Below are 20,596 nucleotides of genomic sequence, written 5' to 3' on the forward strand. Positions count from 1 at the left end.
CCGGACGGCTTGCCGTCCGGCTGCAAAGCATCAGGCGCCGACCGTTGCCGGGCGCGGCGCGGCCGAAGGCTGGCGGGAGATGCCCGCCTCGAATTCGGCACGGAAATACTTGAGGGCGCTGCCCAGCGGCTCGACGGCTCCCGGCGCGTGGGCGCAGAAGGTCTTGCCTGGGCCGAGGAAGTTGACCAGCTGCTCGAGGGTCTCGAGGTCGCCGGGCTGGCCTTCGCCCCGCTCCAGGGCGCGCAGCAGCTTCACGCTCCACGGCAGGCCATCGCGGCAGGGGGTGCACCAGCCGCAGGACTCGCGGGCGAAGAACTCTTCCATGTTGCGCAGCAGGGAAACCATGTTGATGCTGTCGTCCACCGCCATGGCCAGGCCGGTGCCCATCCGGGTGCCGACCTTGGCGATGCCGCCGGCGAACATCTGCGCATCCAGGTGCTCCGGGAGCAGGAAGCCGGTACCGGCGCCGCCGGGCTGCCAGGCCTTGAGCTGGAAGCCGTCGCGCATGCCGCCGGCGTAGTCCTCGAACAGCTCGCGGGCGCTGACGCCGAACGGCAGTTCCCACAGGCCGGGGTTCTTCACCTTGCCGGAGAAGCCCATCAGCTTGGTGCCCATGTCTTCGCTGCCGGGGCGGGCCAGGGTCTTGTACCAGTCCACGCCGTTGCCGACGATGGCCGGCACGTTGCACAGCGTCTCCACGTTGTTCACGCAGGTCGGCTTGCCCCAGACGCCGACGGCGGCGGGGAAGGGCGGCTTGGAACGCGGGTTGGCGCGACGACCTTCCAGCGAGTTGATCAGCGCGGTCTCTTCGCCGCAGATGTAGCGGCCGGCGCCGGTGTGGACGAACAGTTCGAAGTCGAAGCCGCTGCCGAGGATGTTCTTGCCGAGCAGGCCGGCGGCCTTGGCTTCGTCGATGGCGCGGTTGAGGTTGCGCGCCGCGTCGACGTATTCGCCGCGCAGGAAGATGTAGCCGCGGTAGGCCTTCAGCGCGCGCGCGGAAATCAGCATGCCTTCCACCAGCAGGTGCGGCAGCTGCTCCATGAGCATGCGGTCCTTCCAGGTGTTCGGCTCCATCTCGTCCGCGTTGCACAGCAGGTAGCGGATGTTCAGCGACTCGTCCTTGGGCATCAGGCCCCACTTCACGCCAGTGGGGAAGCCCGCGCCGCCACGGCCCTTGAGGCCGGAATCCTTGACGGTCTGGACGATGTCGTCCTGGGCCATCTGGGTCAGCGCCTTGCGTGCCGCGGCATAGCCGTCCTTGCTCTGGTATTCCTCGAGCCAGACGGGCTGGGCGTCTTCGCGCAGGCGCCAGGTCAGCGGATGGGTTTCCGCCGAACGCGCCATGCGGTTGGCCGGACCAATGGAGGTAAGGGTCATACGTAGGCCTCCAGCAGTTTGGCGACCCCGTCGGGACGCACGTCGCCATGGGTGTCGTCGTCGATCATCAGCGCCGGTGCCTTGTCGCAGTTGCCCAGGCAGCAGACCGGGAGCAGGGTGAAGCGACCGTCGGCGGTGGTCTGGCCGAGACCGATGCCGAGTTGCTTCTGGATCTCGCCGACCACGGATTCGTGGCCGCCGATGTAGCAGACCATGCTGTCGCAGACGCGGATGATGTGGCGGCCCACCGGCTGGCGGAATATCTGACTATAGAAGGTGGCGACGCCTTCGACGTCGCTGGCCGGGATCCCCAGCACCTCGCCGATCGCCGGGATGGCGCCGTCCGGCACCCAGCCGCGTTCCTTCTGGACGATCTTCAGGGCTTCGATGGACGCCGCGCGCGGGTCCTCGTAGTGATGCATTTCATGCTCGATGGACGAGCGCTCGGTTTCGCTGAGGACGAAACGGTCGGTCTGAATCAGGTTGCTCTGGCTCATGTCAGCGGTCCACGTCAGCCATAACGAAATCGATGCTACCCAGGTAGGCGATCAGGTCCGCGATCATGCTGCCGTTGATCACCGAGGGGATCTGTTGCAGGTGCGCGAAGCTGGGCGTCCGGATGCGCGTGCGGTAGCTCATGGTGCTGCCGTCGCTGGTCAGGTAGTAGCTGTTGATGCCCTTGGTCGCCTCGATCATCTGGAAGGCTTCGTTGGCCGGCATGACCGGGCCCCAGGAAACCTGCAGGAAGTGGGTGATCAGGGTTTCGATGTGCTGCAGCGTGCGTTCTTTCGGCGGCGGCGTGGTCAGCGGGTGGTCGGCCTTGTACGGGCCTTCCGGCATGTTCTTCAGGCACTGTTCGATGATCCGCAGGCTCTGGCGCATCTCGCCCATCTTGACCATGCAGCGGTCGTAGGCGTCGCCGTTGTGGGCCAGCGGTACCTCGAACTCGAAGTTCTCGTAGCCGGAGTAGGGGCGGGCCTTGCGCAGGTCGAAGTCGCAACCGGTGGCGCGCAGGCCGGCGCCGGTGGTGCCCCACTCGAGGGCTTCCTTGGTGTTGTACTGGGCGACGCCGATGGTCCGGCCGCGCAGGATGCTGTTCTTCAGGGCCGCGGTCTCGTACTCGTCGAGGCGCTTGGGCATCCAGTCGAGGAACTCGCGGACCAGCTTGTCCCAGCCGCGCGGCAGGTCGTGGGCGACGCCGCCGATGCGGTACCAGGCCGGGTGCAGGCGGAAGCCGGTGATGGCCTCGACCACCTTGTAGGCGCGCTGGCGGTCGGTGAAGGTGAAGAACACCGGGGTCATGGCGCCGACGTCCTGGATGTAGGTGCCCAGGTACAGCAGGTGGTTCAGGATGCGGAAGAACTCCGCCATCATGATCCGGATCACGTCGACCCGCTGCGGCACCTTGATCCCGGCGAGCTTCTCCACCGAGAGCACGTAGGGCAGGTTGTTCATCACCCCGCCGAGGTAGTCGATGCGGTCGGTGTAGGGGATGAAGCTGTGCCAGGACTGGCGCTCGGCCATCTTCTCGGCGCCGCGGTGGTGGTAGCCGATCTCCGGCACGCAGTCGATGATCTCCTCGCCGTCCAACTGCAGGATGATGCGGAACGCGCCGTGGGCGGACGGGTGGTTCGGGCCGAGGTTGAGGAACATGTAGTCCTCGTTCTCGCCGTGGCGCTTCATGCCCCAGTCTTCCGGCTTGAAGCGCAGGGCTTCCTGCTCCAGGTCCTGCTTGGCGGCGGACAGGGAGTAGGGATCGAACTCGGTGGCGCGTGCCGGGTAGTCCTTGCGCAGCGGATGGCCCTGCCAGGTCGGCGGCATCAGCATGCGGGTCAGGTGCGGGTGGCCGGTGAAGGTGATGCCGTACATGTCCCACACTTCGCGCTCGTACCAGTTGGCGTTGGGCCAGATACGGGTGGCGGTGGGCAGGTTGAGGTCGCGCTCGGACAAGGCGACCTTGATCATCACGTCACTATTACGCTCCAGCGACATCAGGTGGTAGAACACGCTGAAGTCGGCGTTCGGCAGGCCGCGGCGATGGGTGCGCAGGCGCTCGTCGACGCCGTGCAGGTCGTAGAGCATCACGTAGGGCTTGGGTACCTGACGGAGGAAGGTCAGGACTTCGATCAGTCTTTCGCGCGGGACCCAGAGCACCGGCATGCCGGTACGGGTGGGCTGGACGGTGAAGGTCTCGGCGCCAAAGCGGGAATTCAGTTCGACGACGATATCCTGGTCGTCTGCCTTGTAAGGCGGGATGTACAGAGCGGAGTCTGCAGTCATGGTCTCGGTCGCTTTCGGTCAACGGTGGGGTGAACGCGGTTGGTCTCGGCCGGCCAGCGGGGCTGGCCGGGAGTTCCGGATCACACTTCGTCGGGGCTGCGCAGGTTGGTCACCTGGATGCGCTGCTCGCGTTTCAGGTCTTTCTGGGCCGGCATGTCGGCGCGGTAGACCCCCTGGTCGCCAACGACCCAGGACAGCGGACGGCGCTCCTGGCCGATGGATTCCTGCAGCAGCATCAGGCCTTGCAGGAACGCCTCCGGACGAGGTGGGCAACCGGGGATGTAGACGTCCACGGGGAGGAACTTGTCGACCCCCTGGACCACCGAGTAGATGTCGTACATGCCGCCGGAGTTGGCGCACGAGCCCATGGAAATGACCCACTTGGGTTCGAGCATCTGCTCGTAGAGGCGCTGGATGACCGGAGCCATCTTGATGAAGCAGGTGCCGGCGATGACCATGAAGTCGGCCTGGCGCGGCGAGGCCCGGATCACTTCGGCGCCGAAGCGGGCGATGTCGTGCGGCGCGGTGAAGGCGGTGGTCATCTCCACGTAGCAGCAGGACAGCCCGAAGTTGTAGGGCCAGAGCGAGTTCTTGCGACCCCAGTTGACGGTGGAGTTCAGCACATCCTCGAGCTTGCCCATGAAGATGTTCTTGTGAACCTGGCCCTCGACCAGCGGGTCGGCCACGGTTTCCCGTTCGCCTATCGGGTACTGGTCGTTGGCCGCATCGGGGTCGATCCGGGTAAGTTTGTATTGCATCGCCAAAGCCTCATTGTTTTAGCTTCGCCTGCCGCTTGCGACGGCTTTCGGGTGCCCAGTCGAGCGCACCGATCCGCCAAAGGTAGACAAGACCCGCCAACAGAATTGCTATGAAAATGGTTGCCTCGATCAGGCCGGCCCAGCCGCTTTCGCGAACCGACACCGACCAGGCGAAGAGGAAGAGGGCTTCGACGTCGAAGATCACGAAGAGCATCGCGACCAGATAGAATTTTGCCGACAGGCGCAGGCGGGCGCCGCCGGTGGGGACGATCCCGGATTCGAAGGGTTCGTTCTTGCTGCGACCAAATGCCTTGCTGCCAAGCAGGGCGGAAACCCCTAGCATGAAGGCGAGAAGGCCAACGACCCCTAGAAGGAAGGCAGCGAATCCCCAGTGATGAGCTGCAAGTTCAGCTGGGTTTGGCATGCTGATACTCCTTCTGTACCGGATATATAAGATCGTGGGTTCTGGGCGCAATGCCCGACTTCTTGCGCAACCCGCTGCGTAGTGAGCTAAGGGTTGTAAGTATCTTTCCGATTTTATGCCCAAAGCGCCGGACAAGTAAATTTTTCTAACACAAACAGACGCTTCTCGGATTTTTCCGGCGCTTTGGTTCAGCGCCGGAAGCCTCGTGATTGCTGCCTTTGCGAGAGGTGACGCGGCTTGGCTGGCTTTTGGTCGTATTGCCGGGGAGGTCGGGGAAGGGCTTTTTCGGGTGACTCAAACGATAATGAATATCGTTTGCAATGTCGCATCCGCATAACTTCGCTACATATATTCCATGCGACGTTACTATTGTTTACGCTTTTATTGGTAATTACTCCCGTTCAATCCTTTATTGCATTAAGCCGGGAATATTTTCCCGGTCGGCCCGTGGCGGTTTTTCTTCTTGCGCAAGCCTGGCTCCGGCTCTGCCACAGCCGCTGGCGTCGGCGAAGCTCCATGGCGCGGCGGTGGCTGCGCAAGGCTTGCCGCGGTTCGCCTCGCCGCCCTGGTGTAGTCGTTTTGTGGCTGCGCTACCTGGATGATCCGGCAGTGTCCCGGCGTTTCTTGCTGACCCAGGCCCAGATCATCTCGCAGGCGATCGGCTGGTTGCCGCTCTCGTCGCTGACCGTGACCGCCACGCGGACCTCGCCTTTTTCCTGTTGCCGGATCTGGGCGATCTGCCCGGCCTCCAGGGTGGCGACGGCGGACAGGTCGCCCTGGGCCCGCCTGAGGTAGTCGATCTTCATGGTCTTGATCAGCGGCAGCTTGTCGTCCGGTACGTTCATTCCGACCAGGAAGCCGCTGGCCGACTCGGCGAGCAGGGCCATCGCCGCGGCATGGATGCCTTTTATGTGGTTCTGTACCGGCCGGCGATTCTTCAGGCTGAGGATGGCGCGCTCCTGCCCCAGTTCATGGATGCGCACCCTGGCAGTGCCGGCGAAGCGCACCTGGGAGCCCAGCAGCAGCGACAGGCCGCGGCTGCGCAGGCGGCGGGGGAGGAGGTTGATGGCGCCGACGGCGCGGCTGAGGCGGTTGCGCTTGGACATGCTGGCATCCTTCCTTGAGAGGGGGAGCCTGCATTCCACCCGCTTTGCCCGGGCTTGCCCACGGCTGTAGCGGCGACCCGCGCCGGCACTCCGGCCAACGCGGGTCGCCATGGTTCGTCAGAGCAGGCGGCGACCGTCTTCGCGGGTGATCACCACGGTGGCCGAGCGTGGCCGCCGGCCCGGGCCGTCCGGCCAGGCGCTGAGCAGGTTGTCGGCGGTCGAGCCCTCACCCGGATGCTGGATATTGATGAACAGCGTACGGAAGTCCGGCGTCGCGGCGATGCCGGTCACCTCGCAACCCAGCGGGCCGGTGAGGAAGCGTTTCAGCTCGCCGGTGCGCGGGTCGGCCACCAGCATCTGGTTGTTGCCGAACGGGCCGCCGCTCAGTTGGCTGCCGCTCATGTCGGTCTGGATCCACAGCCGGCCTTCCGGATCGAACCAGAGCCCGTCGGGGCTGGCCAGGATATTGTCCTGGTTCAGCGGCTTGCCGTCCGGACCGCGGCTGTCCTCGGCCGGCCCGGCGAGCATGAACAGGTCCCAGGTGAAGCGCTGGCCGGCGTAGTCGCGGCTGCGCTCGCGCCAGCGGATGATGTGGCCGTAGGCATTCCTGACGCGTGGGTTGGCGGCGTCGGCGACGCTGCGCGAGGTGTTGTTGGTGAGGGTGAAGTAGACGTCGCCGTTGTCCGGGTTGACCGCGCCCCACTCCGGGCGGTCCATCCTGGTCGCGCCGAGGACGTCGGCGGCCAGGCGGGTGTTGATCAGGACTTCGCCCTGGTCGGCGAAGCTGACCCCGGCCTTGCGGCAGGCGGCGCGGAAGTTGCCGTCGGCGATGTCCAGCGGCAGCCACTGGCCGCTGCCATCGGCGTTGAAGCGGGCGACGTAGAGGGTGCCTTCGTCGAGCAGGCGGGCGTTGCTACGGCCCGGACGGAACCTGTCGCGGCTGACGTACTTGTAGATGTACTCGTTCTGCGAGTCGTCGCCGGAATAGCAGACTACCTGGCGGCCCGGCTTGACCGGGGCGAAGATCAGGCCCTCGTGGGCGAAGCGGCCGAGAGCGGTACGCTTGACCGGCACCGATTGCGGGTCGAACGGGTCGATCTCGACGATCCAGCCGAAGTTGTTCGGTTCGTTGCGGTAGTCGTCCTGGGCCTGTTTGCCCTTGCGGGTGGCGTCGAAGCGCTCGAACTCGTCGCCCGGCAGGGTTTCCCAGCCGAAACGGCTGGTGTCGCGAATGCCGTAGCGGGACAGCTCGCGCGGCAGTTCGCTGTCCTGGGTGGAAAAATAGCCAACCCAGTTCTCTTCGCAGGTGAGATAGGTGCCCCAGGGAGTGAAGCCGTTGGAGCAGTTGTTGTGGGTGCCGCGGGTGCGGGTGCCGTCCGGGCTGTAGCGGGTGCGCAGCAGTTCGTGGCCGCGCGCCGGGCCGGCGATGCGCATCGGCGTGGCGGCGGTGATCCGGCGGTTGCGCTGCGACGGTACGACATTCCATTCGCCATTCACGTTGCGGCGGATCTCCACCACCGAGACGCCGTGGGCATTGATTTCCTTGCGTACTTCGTCGGCGACGGTGCGCTTGCCGTCGACCACGGTCGGGCCGTTGGGGTGCAGCAGCGGCGCGTCGATGTACTCGTGGTTGAGCACCAGCAGGCCGTGGTTGCTGACGTGGCCGCCGCCGAAGCCGAACTGCGCGTCGATCGGGAAGAAGTGCATGCCGTCATGGTGCATGCCGATCTGGTCCGCCTGGTCCTGGGCGCTGTTGCCGGCGTTGTCGAGGAAGCCCGGGTAGCTGCCGCTGATCGGCGTGCCCCAGGGAATGAACGGCGTCGCCTTGTAGCCGGCGGGCACGCGGATGGCGTCGGCGCGACTGCTGGCGATAGCCTCGAAGGGCAGGCGGTTGCGGCGCTTGAAGGGGAACCCGCGCAGGCTTTCTGCGCCGGCGGCCTGCGGTTCGGCGGGGGCGGCGCTGGCGGGCAGCGACACGCCGAGGAAGGCCAGGGCGCCGAGTGCCGCACCACCGGCCAGGACCTGGCGGCGGCCGAGGCCGGCGATCAGGTCGTTCATGTGTGGGTTGCTCGAATGGTTGCTGGGCAACTCGTCGCCATCACCGAACAGGACGGCATTGTTTTTTTCCAGGCTCACGGACGTGCTCCTTGTGGGCTGATCGACGGAGCATTGACGCTAACCGCGGAAAGCGACGGGACGATGACAGCGGCGCGAGGCCTTTTGCCACCATCCGGAAATGAAAAGACCCCGGCCGAGGCCGGGGTCTTCGCGGGGTGGACCGGGCAGGTCGTGGCTGCCCGGCTGGCCCTGTTCCTCAGTGGAACTGGTTCATGGTGTTGTCCTTGCCGCTTGCCTTCAGAGCCGCTTCGCCAGCGAAGTACTCCTTGTGGTTGTCGCCGATGTCGGAACCCGCCATGTTCTGGTGCTTGACGCAGGCGATGCCCTGGCGCAGTTCCTGGCGCTGCACGCCCTTCACGTAGGCCAGCATGCCTTCGTCGGCGAAGTAGCCCTTGGCCAGGTTGTCGGTGGACAGCGCGGCGGTGTGGTAGGTCGGCAGGGTGATCAGGTGGTGGAAGATGCCGGCGTGGGCCGAGCCGTCACGCTGGAAGGTGCGGATCTTCTCGTCGGCGACCTTGGCCAGCTCGGTGTCGTCGTACTCGACGCTCATCAGCTTGGCGCGGTCGTAGGCGGAAACGTCCTTGCCTTCGGCGACGAACGCATCGAACACCTGCTGGCGGAAGTTCAGGGTCCAGTTGAAGGACGGGCTGTTGTTGTAGACCAGCTTGGCGTTCGGGATCACTTCGCGGATGCGGTCGACCATCGCCTTGATCTGGCCGACGTGTGGCTTCTCGGTTTCGATCCAGAGCAGGTCGGCACCGTTCTGCAACGAGGTGATGCAGTCCAGGACGCAGCGGTCTTCGCCAGTGCCCTTGCGGAACTGGAACAGGTTGGAGGCCAGGCGCTTCGGACGCAGCAGCTTGCCATCGCGCTTGATCACCACGTCGCCGTTGCCCAGCTCGGCCTCGGAGATTTCCTCGCAATCCAGGAACGAGTTGTACAGGTCGCCCAGGTCGCCCGGCTCGTTGGTCACGGCGATCTGCTTGGTCAGACCGGCGCCCAGGGAGTCGGTACGGGCGACGATCACGCCATCGTCCACGCCCAGTTCGAGGAAGGCGTAGCGAACGGCATTGATCTTGGCGAGGAAGTCGCTGTGCGGAACAGTGACCTTGCCGTCCTGGTGACCGCACTGCTTCTCGTCGGACACCTGGTTCTCGATCTGGATGCAGCAGGCGCCGGCTTCGATCATCTTCTTGGCCAGCAGGTAGGTGGCCTCGGCGTTGCCGAAACCGGCGTCGATGTCGGCGATGATCGGTACCACGTGGGTCTCGAAGTTGTCGATCTGCGCCTGCAGCTCGGCTTCCTTGGCCTTGTCGCCAGCGGCGCGGGCAGCGTCCAGGCCGGTGAACAGCAGGTCCAGTTCGCGGGCGTCAGCCTGGCGCAGGAAGGTGTACAGCTCTTCGATCAGGCCGGAAACCGCGGTCTTCTCGTGCATGGACTGGTCCGGCAGCGGGCCGAAGTCGGAGCGCAGCGCGGCGACCATCCAGCCGGACAGGTAGAGGTAGCGCTTGTTGGTGGTCTTCAGGTGCTTCTTGATCGAGATCAGCTTCTGCTGCCCGATGAAACCGTGCCAGCAGCCCAGCGACTGGGTGTAGACGGAGGAGTCCGCATCGTACTCGGCCATGTCCTTGCGCATGATGGCCGCGGTGTACTTGGCGATATCCAGGCCGGTCTTGAAGCGGTTCTGGATACGCATGCGAGCTGCGTACTCGGGGTTGATCGCGCTCCAGCTGCTGCCGTTCTTCTCTTTCAGCGCGGCAACTGCCTTGATCTCGTTCTGATATGCGGACATGGTCAATCCTTCAAGAAATGTATTGGTTGAGCACCGACTGACCCACTCAAAACCTGCTGGTGAAGGTTGTCTTGCGGGTGGCTCACCGCTGCATGGCGAGAGAATGACCGTGGCGAAGAATGACGCCGGAGGAGGGGGTGGAGACGAACAGTTCGCGGACCGTGCTCCTCGACTGGCAAGCGCCGTCCGGCTCGTGGCTGCCGGTGGGCGACTCGCTGCCGAGTCTTTCGATCTGGCTGATACGTAAACGCTTCCCCGTCCCTCAGGACAACTTCGTTCCAGTCGCAATCTCGTCAAGCCGCCTTGTGGGCGGATCGGCGCGGTGGAGGCCGAGGGCGTATCGGCGCAGACACCGGGGGCTCGTCGTTGCAGAGCCCCTGATTAGCGGGAGCGGGGCCATCATGCTCTGGAAAAAATCCTTCGTCAAACCTTTTGTAGTGTTTTTTCAAGGCTACTACACGAAGGTCTAAGAGTGACCGGATGGTCTTGTCTGGTCGAGATGATTCCGAATGGATCGAAAATGCTCGCAAAAGCCCGCGCTCCGGGGCTTTGCCGGAGCGTGGCGGAAAATCTTCCGGGGGCTGCCGTCGGTCAGTCGAGCGCTTCGACTTTCAGGCGCAGGCTGGTGTCGTCGCGTCCCTGGGTGGAGTAGCGGCGGACGAAACCGCGCTGGTCGGCCTGGTTCTGCTCGCTGACGCCGCCGAAGGTGATCCATTCGCCGAGCTTGCCGCTGACCCGGGTGTCGGTGCTCTGGGTATCGATGACGCCGGGATGGCTCTGGCTGAGGCGGTCATTGCTGGAGCTGATGGTGACGTGCACCAGGTTGCCGGTCAGGGTCGCGGTGACGTAGAAGCCGCGGTTGACGTTGCGGTATTCGGTCTGGCTGTAGATCTGTCCGTAGGGGCCGGTGGCGGTGCTGGTGATGGGCACGCTCTGGCCGACCTGGATCAGCGCCGGGTAGCCTTCGGTGGCCTGGACCTGCTGGGTGCCGCCGGCGCGGCTGTCGGTGGAGCGGCGGATGATGCGCACGCGATCCTTGCCGTCGACTTCGCCGCGGCCGCTCTGGATCTCCACGTTGCCGGCGCTGGCCGAGCCGTCCACCGAATAACCGTGGCTGTCCTGTTGCAGGTTCTGGCTGGTGTCGACGGTGATCAGCAGGCGATGCGGGCGCGAGTCGATCTGTTGCAGGACGGATTGCAGTTCGCGGATCTTCGCCGGCTCGGCGTTGACGATCAACTGGTTGCCGTAGGCGCTGACCTTGCCTTCGCTGCCGATGACCGATTGGGCCACCGCTATCACGTCGTCGGCGGTGCGGTAGTTGAGCGGGATCACTTCGGTGCGTGGAGCGGCCGAGGCGCCGAGGGCGAGCGTCGCCAGCAGGGAAGAGAACAGGATGGTGCGCAACAGGGTCACAGGAGGAGGCTCCGCAGGTCCGGGTCGGAAAGACTGGTGTTCCAGGCCCGTTCGAAGCGAGCCTGGAGCTGGCGCACCCGCCCGGCGGCCCGGTAGCAGGCGTAGCCCGCCGGTTGCGCCGGATGTGGGCGCAGCAGCAGACCCTGCTCGTCGGCCAGGAGGAAGGCGTCGTCTTCTCTAGGGTAGTCCGGGTTGAGGCGGCGGATCAGGCAGTTGCTCGACAGGCGGCGCGAAAGCGTGATCAGGCGGTGGCCGTTGCGCACGGCCTGGGTGCTGTCGCCGACAAGGATGCGCAGGCGGTTGCGCGGATTGGCCAGGAGGAAGCGGGTGCAGGCGTCCTGGACGCTGCTGTGGTGGTAGAGCCAGGGTTCCAGGTCGGGACTGTACAGGCACAACGAGCGGCGGGCCTGCTGCAGCAGTGCCAGGGCGTGGGCGCGGGCCTGTTGCGGTTGCTCGAAGCGCTCCAGCGGTTGGTGCTCGCCGAGCCGGAACGGCGCCGCTTCCGGAGATTGCGCAGGCGCCGCGTCGCTCGCCGGGTTGTGCACGGCAAAGCGCCCCGGAGAGCTGAACTCGATGGCCGGCAGGTCGGCCGGCGCGGACTCCGGGGCGTCGTCGTGCATCGGGCCTCAGTCGCTGTCGCGGACCATGTCGACGTGAGGCAGGCCGGCATCGAGGAACTCGCCGCTGTCGACCTTGAAGCCCAGTCGCTCGTAGAAGGGAATGGCATAGACCTGGGCGGTCAGCAACTGGCGCTTCAGGCCGCGTCGCTCGGCTTCCGCGATGGCCGCGCGCATCAGCGCGTCGCCGACCTTCAGGCCGCGCCAGTCCTTGAGCACCGAGACCCTGCCGATGTGGCCGTCGCCCAGCAGGCGCGCGGTGCCGATCGCGTATTCGCCTTCATAGGCGAGAAAATGCACGGCTTCGTCGTCTTCGGCGTCCCATTCCAGTTCCGGCGGAACCGACTGTTCGGCAATGAAGACCGCTTCGCGGATGCGGCGCAGCTCGGCATTGTCCTTCTGCCAGTCGGCTACGCGTACGCGGATCTTATTCATCTGCAAACTCCAAACTGCCCTGTTTGACCAACTCCGCCAACAGCTTACGCGCATCGTCATCGGCCAGCCATTGGCCGAGGTTTTCCAGATGCAACGCATCGGCCGAGCAGACCAGCTTCAGCAGTTCCTTGAGCTGGCCGGGCAGGAGTACGCTCTGGCCGCTGGCGAACAGCACCAGGCCGATGTCGATCTCGCTCCAGGCCAGGCGTGCGCTGGGGTTGCGCACCAGCAGCGCGCCATCCTCGAGGGCGCCGAACAGCTCCTCTTCGGGGATATCCTCGCCGGCAACCAGTTCAGGATAGCGCGGCTCGGTCATGAACTGGCCGAACCAGGTCAGCAGCAGGCGCTCGTCGCTCATGTGTTCCTGGATCAGGCCCTGCAGGCGCTCGAGGGCGTCGCGCTGGATCTGGTGCGGATCGTCGCCCACCGGCTGCAGGCCGGCGTCGCTGTAGCGTTCCTCGTCGGAGAGGAACTGACCGAGGAAGTCGGTGAAGTGGGTCAGCACCTCGGCGGCGCTGGGGGCGCGGAAACCGATCGAGTAGGTCATGCATTCGTCTTCGGCGATGCCGTAGTGGGCCAGGCGCGGCGGCAGGTAGAGCATGTCGCCGGGCTCCAGGACCCACTCATCGCTCTGCTCGAAGTCGGCGAGGATGCGCAGGTCGGCGTGCTCGCGCAGCGGGCTGTCGGCGCTGCACACCTGGCCGACCTTCCAGCGCCGGCGCCCGTGGCTCTGGAGCAGGAACACGTCGTAGTTGTCGAAGTGCGGACCGACGCCGCCGCCGGGCGCGGCATAGCTGATCATCACGTCGTCGATCCGCCAACTGGGAAGGAAACGGAACCGCTCCAGCAGTTCGGCGACTTCCGGAACGAACTGGTCGACCGCCTGCACCAGCAGGGTCCAGTCCTGTTCCGGCAGGTGCTTGTAGTCCTCCTCCTGGAACGGGCCGCGGCGCATTTCCCAGGGGGTTTTCCCGTGTTCGAGGACGATGCGCGATTCCACTGTTTCCTCCAGCGACAGGCCGGCCAGCTCGTCGGCGGACAGTGGGCTTTCGAAGTCCGGGATCGCCTGGCGGACCAGCAGCGGCTTGCGCTGCCAGTAGTCGCGGAGGAATTCGGCAGCGGTCAGCCCGCCCAGAAGTTGCAGGGGAGTATCAGCATTCATGGATAAGTCCTTGAAACAAAAACGCCCGGCACAGCCGGGCGTGCAAAAGGGTTGCGTGCTCAGATGCGCTTGGCCTGGGCGGCGGCATTGCCGACGTAGCCGGCCGGGGTCAGCTTCTTCAGCTCGACCTTGGCTTCGGCGGGAATCGCCAGTTCTTCGATGAAAGTCTGCAGGGCCTCGGCGCTGATGCCTTTGCCGCGGGTCAGTTCCTTCAGCTTCTCGTAGGGGTTCTCCACGCCGTAGCGGCGCATCACGGTCTGCACCGGTTCGGCGAGGACTTCCCAGCAGGCGTCCAGGTCCTCGGCGATGCGCTGGGCGTTCAGCTCCAGCTTGCCGATGCCCTTCAGGCTGGCCTCGTAGGCGATGACGCTGTGGGCGATGCCGACGCCGAGGTTGCGCAGCACGGTGGAGTCGGTCAGGTCGCGCTGCCAGCGCGAGATCGGCAGCTTGCTGGCCAGGTGCTGGAACAGTGCGTTGGCGATGCCGAGGTTGCCTTCGGAGTTCTCGAAGTCGATCGGGTTGACCTTGTGCGGCATGGTCGAGGAGCCGATCTCGCCGGCCACGGTCTTCTGCTTGAAGTAGCCGAGGGAGATGTAGCCCCAGACGTCGCGGTCGAAGTCGATGAGGATGGTGTTGAAGCGGGCGATCGCGTCGAACAGTTCGGCGATGTAGTCGTGCGGCTCGATCTGCGTGGTGTAGGGGTTGAAGGTCAGGCCGAGGTCGCCTTCGATGAACTGGCGGGCGTTGGCTTCCCAGTCGACGTCCGGGTAGGCGGACAGGTGCGCGTTGTAGTTGCCCACCGCGCCGTTGATCTTGCCCAGCAGCTCGATACCGGCGACCTGCTTGATCTGCCGCTCCAGGCGGTAGACCACGTTGGCCAGTTCCTTGCCCAGGGTGGTTGGCGAGGCGGGCTGGCCATGGGTGCGGGAGAGCATCGGCACGTCGGCGAATTTCACCGCCAGTTCGCGGATGGCCTCGGCGATCCGGCGCATCAGTGGCAGCAGCACGCTGTCGCGGCCCTCGCGGAGCATCAGGGCGTGGGACAGGTTGTTGATGTCCTCGGAGGTGCAGGCGAAGTGGATGAACTCGCTGACCGCGGCCAGCTCCGGGAGCTTGGCGGCCTGCTCCTTGAGCAGGTACTCCACGGCTTTCACGTCGTGGTTGGTGGTGCGCTCGATGTCCTTGATGCGTTCGGCGTGTTCCAGCTGGAAGTCGCTCGCCAGGCTGTCGAGCAGGGCGTTGGCCTCGGCGGAGAACGGCGCGACCTCGGGAATCCCGGCGTGGGCGGCGAGACGCTGCAGCCAGCGGACTTCCACCATGACGCGGAAACGGATCAGGCCGTATTCGCTGAAGATCGGACGCAGGCTGCTGGTTTTGCCGGCATAGCGGCCATCGACGGGGGATACCGCGGTGAGCGAGGAAAGCTGCATGAGACGTTCTCGTGGCTGGAAGTCAACGAAAAAGGGGCGCATATCATACATGAAAGGCGCGCTCCGGTGGGGCACTCAGCGGGGCCTTTCGGCGGAGCGGTTACCCAGCAGGGGGATCAGGCTGGCGGCGAAGATCAGTGCGGCGCCGAGCAGCGATGTGTGGCTGGGCAGTTCGTCCCAGCGCAGCCAGGCGATCACCCCGGCGAACACGATGGCCATGTAGGCGATCGGCCCGATCACTCCCGGAGAGGCCAGGGCATAAGCCTGCGACATGGTCAGTTGGCCAAGGCTGGCGAACAGTCCGGCAGCGAGCAGCAGGAGCAGTTCGTGGCCGTTCAGCGGCTGCCAGGCCCAGGCCAGCGGCACGGCGGAGAACAGCGCGCCGAACAGGGCGAAATAGAACACGATGCGATAGGCCGGCTCGCTGTCGCTCATTTCGCGGATCGAGACGAAGGCGCAGGCGGCCATCAGGCTGGAGGCGACACCGACCAGGGCGATCGGCGCCACTACCGCGCCGCTGGGCCTGGCCACCAGCAGCACGCCGAGGAAGCCGACCAGGGTGGCGCCCATCATCCGGCGGGTCAGCGGCTCCTTGATCCACAGGTGTGCGATCAGCGGGGTGAACACCGGCGCGGCATAGCTGAACAGCATGGCGTCGGTCAGCGGCAGGTGGGCGAGGGCGTAGAAGTAGCAATACATGCCGCCCAGGCCGTAGGTGGTGCGCAGCAGGTGCGACAGCGGGCGGCGGGTGCGCAGCGGGCCGATACCGCGGGTCAGCGCCAGGGGCAGGAAGAACAGCACGCCGACGAGGTTGCGGAAGAACACCACGGTTTCGTTGTTGACGGTGCTGGAAGCCTCGCGGATCAGGCCGCCCATCAGGGCGAAGAATAGCGCTGAAAGAGCCAGCATGGCGGCGCCCTGGGTCGGGCTGTTGCGCCGTTGTGGCTGGCTCTCGGCCATGGCTAGCCGCGCAGCAGGAGGTAGAGTTCGTTGAGCAGTCGGCGCCGGCTGAACACCATCTGCCAGCGGCTGCCGCCCAGCTGCCGCCAGAGTCGCGCCGAGCGGATACCGGCGAGCAGCAGGGCGCGGATCCGCGCGGCGTTGCTGCTGACCTGCAGGTGGCGCATGTCGCCGTGTACCTGGATGCGCTGGCGGAAGGTGCTGAGGGTGTCCTGGTAGATGCTGGCGAACGAGGCGATGACGTTTTCGTGGACCAGGCCGAAGTGCTGGACCTGCTGTTCGACCTGGTCGAGACGCTGGCCGATCAGGTCGAGCATGTCGCCGCGCTTGTCCAGTTGCCGTTCCAGGGTCAGCATCGCCAGGGCGTAGCGCAGCGGTTCGCGCTGCAGGCTGCCGGGCTTGCGTTCCAGGGCGCTGGCCAGGGCCTTGAAGCCGTCGCGCAGGTTGAGGGTGTCGCCACCGTAGACGTCCAGGGTGCTGGCCGGGTTGCGCGCCAGCAGGCTGCCGAGCATGCAGCCCAGCGGGGCTTCGCTGATCTGCCCGGTGCGTGCCAGCTTGTCGACCAGTGCTGCGGATTCGAAGACGGCGCCGAGGGCGATAAGTTGCTGGCGCGAATCGCTCACGGGCGTCCTCCGAAGTCCCAGGCTTCCGCCGTTTCGATCACGCCGCCGCCGAGGCAGACCTCGCCGTCGTAGAACACCACCGATTGCCCCGGGGTCACGGCGCGCTGCGGTTCGTCGAACACCGCGCGGTAGCCGTCGGCGGTTTTCTCCAGGACGCAGTCCTGGTCGCTCTGCCGGTAGCGCACCTTGGCCCGCAGGCGGCGTGGCCGCTCCAGTTCGACCGGGTTGACCCAGTAGATTCGCGAGGCCAGCAGGGCGCGGGAGAACAGCAGCGGGTGGTCGTTGCCCTGGCCGACCAGCAGCACGTTGCGCTGCAGGTCCTTGCCGAGCACGTACCAGGGGTCGTCGCCGGCTTCCTTGAGGCCGCCGATGCCGAGGCCCTGGCGCTGGCCGATGGTGTGGTACATCAGGCCGCTGTGGCGGCCGATGACCTTGCCTTCGGTGGTCTCGATGTCGCCGGGCTGGGCCGGCAGGTATTGCTTGAGGAAGTCGGTGAAACGCCGCTCGCCGATGAAGCAGATGCCGGTGGAATCCTTCTTCTTCGCCGTGGCCAGGCCGTGCTTCTCGGCGATGGCGCGGACTTCCGGCTTCTCCAGTTCGCCGACCGGGAACAGGCTGCGGGCGATCTGCTCGCCGCCCACCGCGTGCAGGAAGTAGCTCTGGTCCTTGTTCGGGTCCAGGCCCTTGAGCAGTTCGGTGCGCCCGTCGAGGTCGCGGCGACGCACATAATGGCCAGTGGCGATCAGGTCGGCGCCGAGCATCAGCGCGTAGTCGAGGAAGGCCTTGAACTTGATCTCGCGGTTGCAGAGGATGTCCGGGTTCGGCGTGCGGCCGGCCTTGTACTCGGCGAGGAAGTGCTCGAACACGTTGTCCCAGTATTCCGCCGCGAAGTTCGCCGTGTGCAGCTTGATGCCGATCCGGTCGCAGACGGCCTGGGCGTCGGCCAGGTCCTCGCGGGCGGTACAGTATTCGGTGCCGTCGTCCTCGTCCCAGTTCTTCATGAACAGGCCTTCGACCTGGTAGCCCTGCTGCTGCAGGAGCAGGGCGGAGACGGACGAGTCGACGCCGCCGGACATGCCGACGATCACGCGCTCGCGGCGTGGGGTGGGGGCGGATTCAGACATAGCGATCAGGCGTCACGGGCGAATTCGTAAAACGCGGATTCTATCAGGCCTGGGGCGAAGAGGGCGACACGTGGCTGTCGCGGATCAGCGCCAGGGGGTAGCGGTCGCCGGCCAGATAGTCGTCGATGCAGCGCAGCACCAGGTGGCTGCGCCAGCGTTGCGGCTGGGCGGCCAGCTCGTCGCGGGTCAGCCAGCGCGGACCGATGATGCCGTGGTCCAGGGCGCGTTCGGGATGGTGGCGCACGGGGCGGGCGGCGAAGCAGACGCGCTGGTAGGTGACGCCGTTGGACGGCGCGGTGTACAGGTAGATGCCGGTGACTGCGCTCAGCTCGACCTCCCAGCCGGTTTCCTCGAGGGTTTCGCGCAGGGCGGCCTCGAGCAGGCTTTCGGCGGGTTCCAGGTGGCCGGCGGGCTGGTTCAGCACCTCGCGGCCGTCGGCTCGTTCCTCGACCAGCAGGAAGCGGCCCTGGTCCTCGACGATGGTCGCTACGGTGACATGGGGGTGCCAGCTCATGGATGTCTCCTCGATACGGAAAAGGCCTCGATAAAAAAGAAACCCCGGGCGTAGGCCCGGGGTTTCCTGCTTCGTTCAGCGTGACGCCATCAGGCCAGGCTGTCGATCGCCGCGTTGAAGGTGGCGCTGGGGCGCATTACCTTGCTGGTCAGCTCCGGATTGGAGCGATAGTAGCCGCCGATCTCGGCCGGCTTGCCCTGGACGGCGTTGAGTTCGGCGACGATGGTCGCTTCCTGCTCGGTCAGGGCCTTGGCCAGCGGTGCGAAATGCGCTTTCAGTTCGGCGTCTTCGTCCTGGGCGGCCAGGGCCTGGGCCCAGTACATCGCCAGGTAGAAGTGGCTGCCGCGGTTGTCGATGTCACCGACCTTGCGCGACGGCGACTTGTTGTTGTCCAGCAGCTTGCCAGTGGCTTCGTCCAGTGCCTTGCCGAGCAGCTTGGCCTTGGCGTTGCCGGTCTTGATCCCGGTTTCCTCCAGGGATACGGCCAAGGCCAGGAACTCGCCCAGGGAGTCCCAGCGCAGGTAGTTCTCTTCCACCAGTTGCTGGACGTGCTTGGGTGCCGAGCCGCCGGCGCCGGTTTCGTACATGCCGCCGCCCGCCATCAGCGGAACGATGGAGAGCATCTTGGCCGAGGTGCCCAGTTCCATGATCGGGAACAGGTCGGTCAGGTAGTCGCGCAGGACGTTGCCGGTCACCGAGATGGTGTCCTTGCCGCGGATCAGGCGCTCCATGCTCACGCGGATCGCCTCGTTGTAGCCCATGATGCTGATGTCGAGGCCGGTCAGGTCGTGGTCCTTGAGGTAAAGCTCGACCTTCTTGCGCAGCTCGCGGTCGTGGGCGCGCTCCGGGTCCAGCCAGAAGATCGCCGGGGTGTCGGACTGGCGGGCGCGGGTGACGGCCAGCTTGACCCAGTCGCGGATCGGCGCGTCCTTGGTCTGGCAGGCGCGCCAGATGTCGCCGGTCTCCACTTCGTGCTGCATCAGCACGGTGCCGTCGGCCAGGACCACGCGCATGGTGCCGTCGGCGGTCATTTCGAAGGTCTTGTCGTGGGAGCCGTATTCCTCGGCCTTCTGCGCCATCAGGCCGACGTTCGGCACGCTGCCCATGGTGGTCGGGTCGAAGGCGCCGTTGGTCTTGCAGAAGTTGATCATCTCCTGGTAGATGCGGGCGTAGGTGCTTTCCGGCATTACCGCCTTGGTATCTTTCTGCTTGCCGTCCTTGCCCCACATCTGGCCGGAGTTGCGGATCATCGCCGGCATCGAGGCGTCGACGATGACGTCGCTCGGAATGTGCAGGTTGGTGATGCCCTTCACGGAGTCGACCATCGCCATTTCCGGGCGGTGGCTGTACACCTCGTGGATGTCGTGGAGGATCTCTTCCTGCTGGGAGGCGGGCAGCGACTTGATCTTGTCGTAGACGCTGGAGATGCCGTTGTTCGGGTTCACGCCGAGCTCTTCGAAGAGTTGGCCCCACTTGTCGAAGACGTCCTTGTAGTAGACGCTCACCGCATGTCCGAAGACGATCGGGTGGGAAATCTTCATCATGGTCGCCTTGACGTGCAGGGACCACATGACGCCGGTTTCCTTGCAGTCCTGCAGGGTCTTCTCGAAGAAGTCGCGCAGCTTGCCGCAGCTCATGAACATGCTGTCGAGCACTTCGCCTTCCTGCAGGCTCAGTTGCTTCTTGACCTCGACCTTGCCGTCCTTGCCGACGAATTCGATGCGCACGTCACCGGCCTTGGCCATGGTGATCGACTGTTCGCTGGAGAAGAAGTCGCCGCCGCGCATGTAGTCGGCGTGCGAGCGCGAGGCCATGCTCCACTTGCCCATGGAGTGCGGGTGCTTGCGGGCGTAGGCCTTCACCGCGGCCGGGGCACGGCGGTCGGAGTTGCCTTCGCGCAGGACCGGGTTCACGGCGCTGCCGAGGATCTTCGCGTAGCGTGCGCGAACCTCTTTCTCTTCGTCGGTCTGCGGGTCTTCCGGGAAGTCGGGAACCTTGTAGCCCAGGGCCTGCAGTTCGGCGATCGCGCCTTTGAGCTGCGGCACCGAGGCGCTGATGTTGGGCAACTTGATGATGTTGGCGTCGGGCGAGGTGGCCAGGACCGCCAGGCGGGCGAGGTCGTCTTCGATACGCTGGTCGGCTTCGAGGCGGTCGGCGAAGTTGGCCAGGATGCGTCCTGCAAGAGAGATGTCGCTGGTCTCGACGTCGATGCCGGCGGAAGCGGCAAAGGCCTTGACGATGGGGAGGAGCGAGTAGGTGGCGAGCGCGGGTGCTTCGTCGGTGAAGGTGTAGGTGATCTTCGAGCGGATGGACATCTACGGTAACTCTCTTTTTTGCTGGGCGCGCACAGAGTCTCGATACGCGTTGGTGGACGCGATGCCTTCGCTCAACATCGGGTTGAATCGAAATCGAGATATGCCGCGGGATATAGGGGCGCCAGTAGAGCGTTGTACGGCGGGATCA

General features: G+C 65.4%; 18 protein-coding genes. All 18 read right to left on the reverse strand.

The features are described from left to right. Positions 1 to 30 precede the first annotated feature (30 nt). The 18 genes from nuoF to PSPA7_RS12375 all read right to left on the reverse strand — a co-directional run bounded on the left by nuoF (position 31) and on the right by PSPA7_RS12375 (position 20,448). Complete coding sequence (gene nuoF / locus PSPA7_RS12285; RefSeq protein ID WP_003097674.1) at positions 31 to 1,377, reverse strand: NADH-quinone oxidoreductase subunit NuoF; 1,347 nt, start codon at positions 1,375 to 1,377, stop codon at positions 31 to 33. Beyond that, positions 1,374 to 1,874, reverse strand: coding sequence for an NADH-quinone oxidoreductase subunit NuoE (nuoE, locus tag PSPA7_RS12290; protein WP_012075441.1), 501 nt, complete (start codon positions 1,872 to 1,874; stop codon positions 1,374 to 1,376). The genes nuoF and nuoE overlap by 4 nt, the downstream gene beginning before the upstream one ends. Before the next feature lies 1 nt (position 1,875). After that, positions 1,876 to 3,657, reverse strand: a complete 1,782-nt coding sequence (nuoC, locus tag PSPA7_RS12295) for an NADH-quinone oxidoreductase subunit C/D (protein WP_012075442.1) — start codon at positions 3,655 to 3,657, stop codon at positions 1,876 to 1,878. Between the two features lie 80 nt (positions 3,658 to 3,737). Then, on the reverse strand, positions 3,738 to 4,415 hold the full coding sequence (locus PSPA7_RS12300; RefSeq protein WP_012075443.1) for a NuoB/complex I 20 kDa subunit family protein: 678 nt from the start codon (positions 4,413 to 4,415) through the stop codon (positions 3,738 to 3,740). A gap of 10 nt (positions 4,416 to 4,425) precedes the next feature. Beyond that, complete coding sequence (locus PSPA7_RS12305; RefSeq protein WP_012075444.1) at positions 4,426 to 4,839, reverse strand: NADH-quinone oxidoreductase subunit A; 414 nt, start codon at positions 4,837 to 4,839, stop codon at positions 4,426 to 4,428. A gap of 590 nt (positions 4,840 to 5,429) precedes the next feature. Further along, complete coding sequence (locus PSPA7_RS12310; RefSeq protein WP_074197412.1) at positions 5,430 to 5,984, reverse strand: DUF4442 domain-containing protein; 555 nt, start codon at positions 5,982 to 5,984, stop codon at positions 5,430 to 5,432. Positions 5,985 to 6,062: 78 nt separating this feature from the next. Continuing rightward, positions 6,063 to 8,081 carry a PhoX family protein gene (locus PSPA7_RS12315; RefSeq protein ID WP_012075446.1) on the reverse strand — a complete coding sequence of 673 codons (2,019 nt, stop codon included), beginning with the start codon at positions 8,079 to 8,081 and terminating at the stop codon, positions 6,063 to 6,065. 178 nt (positions 8,082 to 8,259) lie between these two features. Beyond that, positions 8,260 to 9,855, reverse strand: coding sequence for an isocitrate lyase (locus tag PSPA7_RS12320; RefSeq protein ID WP_003153232.1), 1,596 nt, complete (start codon positions 9,853 to 9,855; stop codon positions 8,260 to 8,262). A 591-nt stretch (positions 9,856 to 10,446) separates the two neighbouring features. After that, positions 10,447 to 11,268 carry a secretin N-terminal domain-containing protein gene (locus PSPA7_RS12330; RefSeq protein ID WP_012075447.1) on the reverse strand — a complete coding sequence of 274 codons (822 nt, stop codon included), beginning with the start codon at positions 11,266 to 11,268 and terminating at the stop codon, positions 10,447 to 10,449. After that, positions 11,265 to 11,888 carry a DUF7931 domain-containing protein gene (locus PSPA7_RS12335; RefSeq protein WP_012075448.1) on the reverse strand — a complete coding sequence of 208 codons (624 nt, stop codon included), beginning with the start codon at positions 11,886 to 11,888 and terminating at the stop codon, positions 11,265 to 11,267. The genes PSPA7_RS12330 and PSPA7_RS12335 overlap by 4 nt, the downstream gene beginning before the upstream one ends. Before the next feature lie 6 nt (positions 11,889 to 11,894). Next, a complete protein-coding gene (locus PSPA7_RS12340) occupies positions 11,895 to 12,320 on the reverse strand; it encodes a GNAT family N-acetyltransferase (protein ID WP_003153225.1) in 426 nt (141 codons plus the stop codon). Further along, on the reverse strand, positions 12,313 to 13,482 hold the full coding sequence (locus PSPA7_RS12345) for a ribosomal protein uL16 3-hydroxylase (RefSeq protein ID WP_012075449.1): 1,170 nt from the start codon (positions 13,480 to 13,482) through the stop codon (positions 12,313 to 12,315). Before PSPA7_RS12345 ends, PSPA7_RS12340 begins: the two co-directional genes overlap by 8 nt. A 59-nt stretch (positions 13,483 to 13,541) precedes the next feature. Continuing rightward, positions 13,542 to 14,912, reverse strand: coding sequence for an adenylosuccinate lyase (gene purB / locus PSPA7_RS12350; RefSeq protein ID WP_003153221.1), 1,371 nt, complete (start codon positions 14,910 to 14,912; stop codon positions 13,542 to 13,544). 75 nt (positions 14,913 to 14,987) lie between these two features. After that, complete coding sequence (locus PSPA7_RS12355; protein ID WP_012075450.1) at positions 14,988 to 15,872, reverse strand: DMT family transporter; 885 nt, start codon at positions 15,870 to 15,872, stop codon at positions 14,988 to 14,990. Between the two features lie 2 nt (positions 15,873 to 15,874). Next, positions 15,875 to 16,495 (reverse strand): high frequency lysogenization protein HflD, encoded by a 621-nt coding sequence (hflD, locus tag PSPA7_RS12360; protein WP_012075451.1) that lies wholly within the window; start codon positions 16,493 to 16,495, stop codon positions 15,875 to 15,877. Next, positions 16,492 to 17,619, reverse strand: coding sequence for a tRNA 2-thiouridine(34) synthase MnmA (gene mnmA / locus PSPA7_RS12365; RefSeq protein ID WP_012075452.1), 1,128 nt, complete (start codon positions 17,617 to 17,619; stop codon positions 16,492 to 16,494). Before mnmA ends, hflD begins: the two co-directional genes overlap by 4 nt. Positions 17,620 to 17,662: 43 nt before the next feature. After that, positions 17,663 to 18,133: an NUDIX hydrolase gene (locus PSPA7_RS12370; RefSeq protein ID WP_003153215.1), complete on the reverse strand. Its 471-nt coding sequence runs from the start codon at positions 18,131 to 18,133 to the stop codon at positions 17,663 to 17,665. 89 nt (positions 18,134 to 18,222) lie between these two features. Further along, positions 18,223 to 20,448: an NADP-dependent isocitrate dehydrogenase gene (locus PSPA7_RS12375; RefSeq protein WP_012075453.1), complete on the reverse strand. Its 2,226-nt coding sequence runs from the start codon at positions 20,446 to 20,448 to the stop codon at positions 18,223 to 18,225. Positions 20,449 to 20,596 lie beyond the last annotated feature (148 nt).

It is taken from the genome of Pseudomonas paraeruginosa PA7 (genome assembly GCF_000017205.1).
In the GTDB taxonomy this organism is placed as follows: domain Bacteria; phylum Pseudomonadota; class Gammaproteobacteria; order Pseudomonadales; family Pseudomonadaceae; genus Pseudomonas; species Pseudomonas paraeruginosa.

Excerpts from the sequence above, each read along its gene's own strand:
- nuoF (WP_003097674.1), bottom strand. The coding sequence starts at position 1,377 with ATGACCCTTACCTCCATTGGTCCGGCCAACCGCATGGCGCGTTCGGCG.
- nuoE (WP_012075441.1), bottom strand. The coding sequence starts at position 1,874 with ATGAGCCAGAGCAACCTGATTCAGACCGACCGTTTCGTCCTCAGCGAA.
- nuoC (WP_012075442.1), bottom strand. The coding sequence starts at position 3,657 with ATGACTGCAGACTCCGCTCTGTACATCCCGCCTTACAAGGCAGACGAC.
- PSPA7_RS12300 (WP_012075443.1), bottom strand. The coding sequence starts at position 4,415 with ATGCAATACAAACTTACCCGGATCGACCCCGATGCGGCCAACGACCAG.
- PSPA7_RS12305 (WP_012075444.1), bottom strand. The coding sequence starts at position 4,839 with ATGCCAAACCCAGCTGAACTTGCAGCTCATCACTGGGGATTCGCTGCC.
- PSPA7_RS12320 (WP_003153232.1), bottom strand. The coding sequence starts at position 9,855 with ATGTCCGCATATCAGAACGAGATCAAGGCAGTTGCCGCGCTGAAAGAG.
- PSPA7_RS12335 (WP_012075448.1), bottom strand. The coding sequence starts at position 11,888 with ATGCACGACGACGCCCCGGAGTCCGCGCCGGCCGACCTGCCGGCCATC.
- PSPA7_RS12340 (WP_003153225.1), bottom strand. The coding sequence starts at position 12,320 with ATGAATAAGATCCGCGTACGCGTAGCCGACTGGCAGAAGGACAATGCC.
- PSPA7_RS12345 (WP_012075449.1), bottom strand. The coding sequence starts at position 13,482 with ATGAATGCTGATACTCCCCTGCAACTTCTGGGCGGGCTGACCGCTGCC.
- purB (WP_003153221.1), bottom strand. The coding sequence starts at position 14,912 with ATGCAGCTTTCCTCGCTCACCGCGGTATCCCCCGTCGATGGCCGCTAT.
- PSPA7_RS12355 (WP_012075450.1), bottom strand. The coding sequence starts at position 15,872 with ATGGCCGAGAGCCAGCCACAACGGCGCAACAGCCCGACCCAGGGCGCC.
- mnmA (WP_012075452.1), bottom strand. The coding sequence starts at position 17,619 with ATGTCTGAATCCGCCCCCACCCCACGCCGCGAGCGCGTGATCGTCGGC.
- PSPA7_RS12370 (WP_003153215.1), bottom strand. The coding sequence starts at position 18,133 with ATGAGCTGGCACCCCCATGTCACCGTAGCGACCATCGTCGAGGACCAG.
- PSPA7_RS12375 (WP_012075453.1), bottom strand. The coding sequence starts at position 20,448 with ATGTCCATCCGCTCGAAGATCACCTACACCTTCACCGACGAAGCACCC.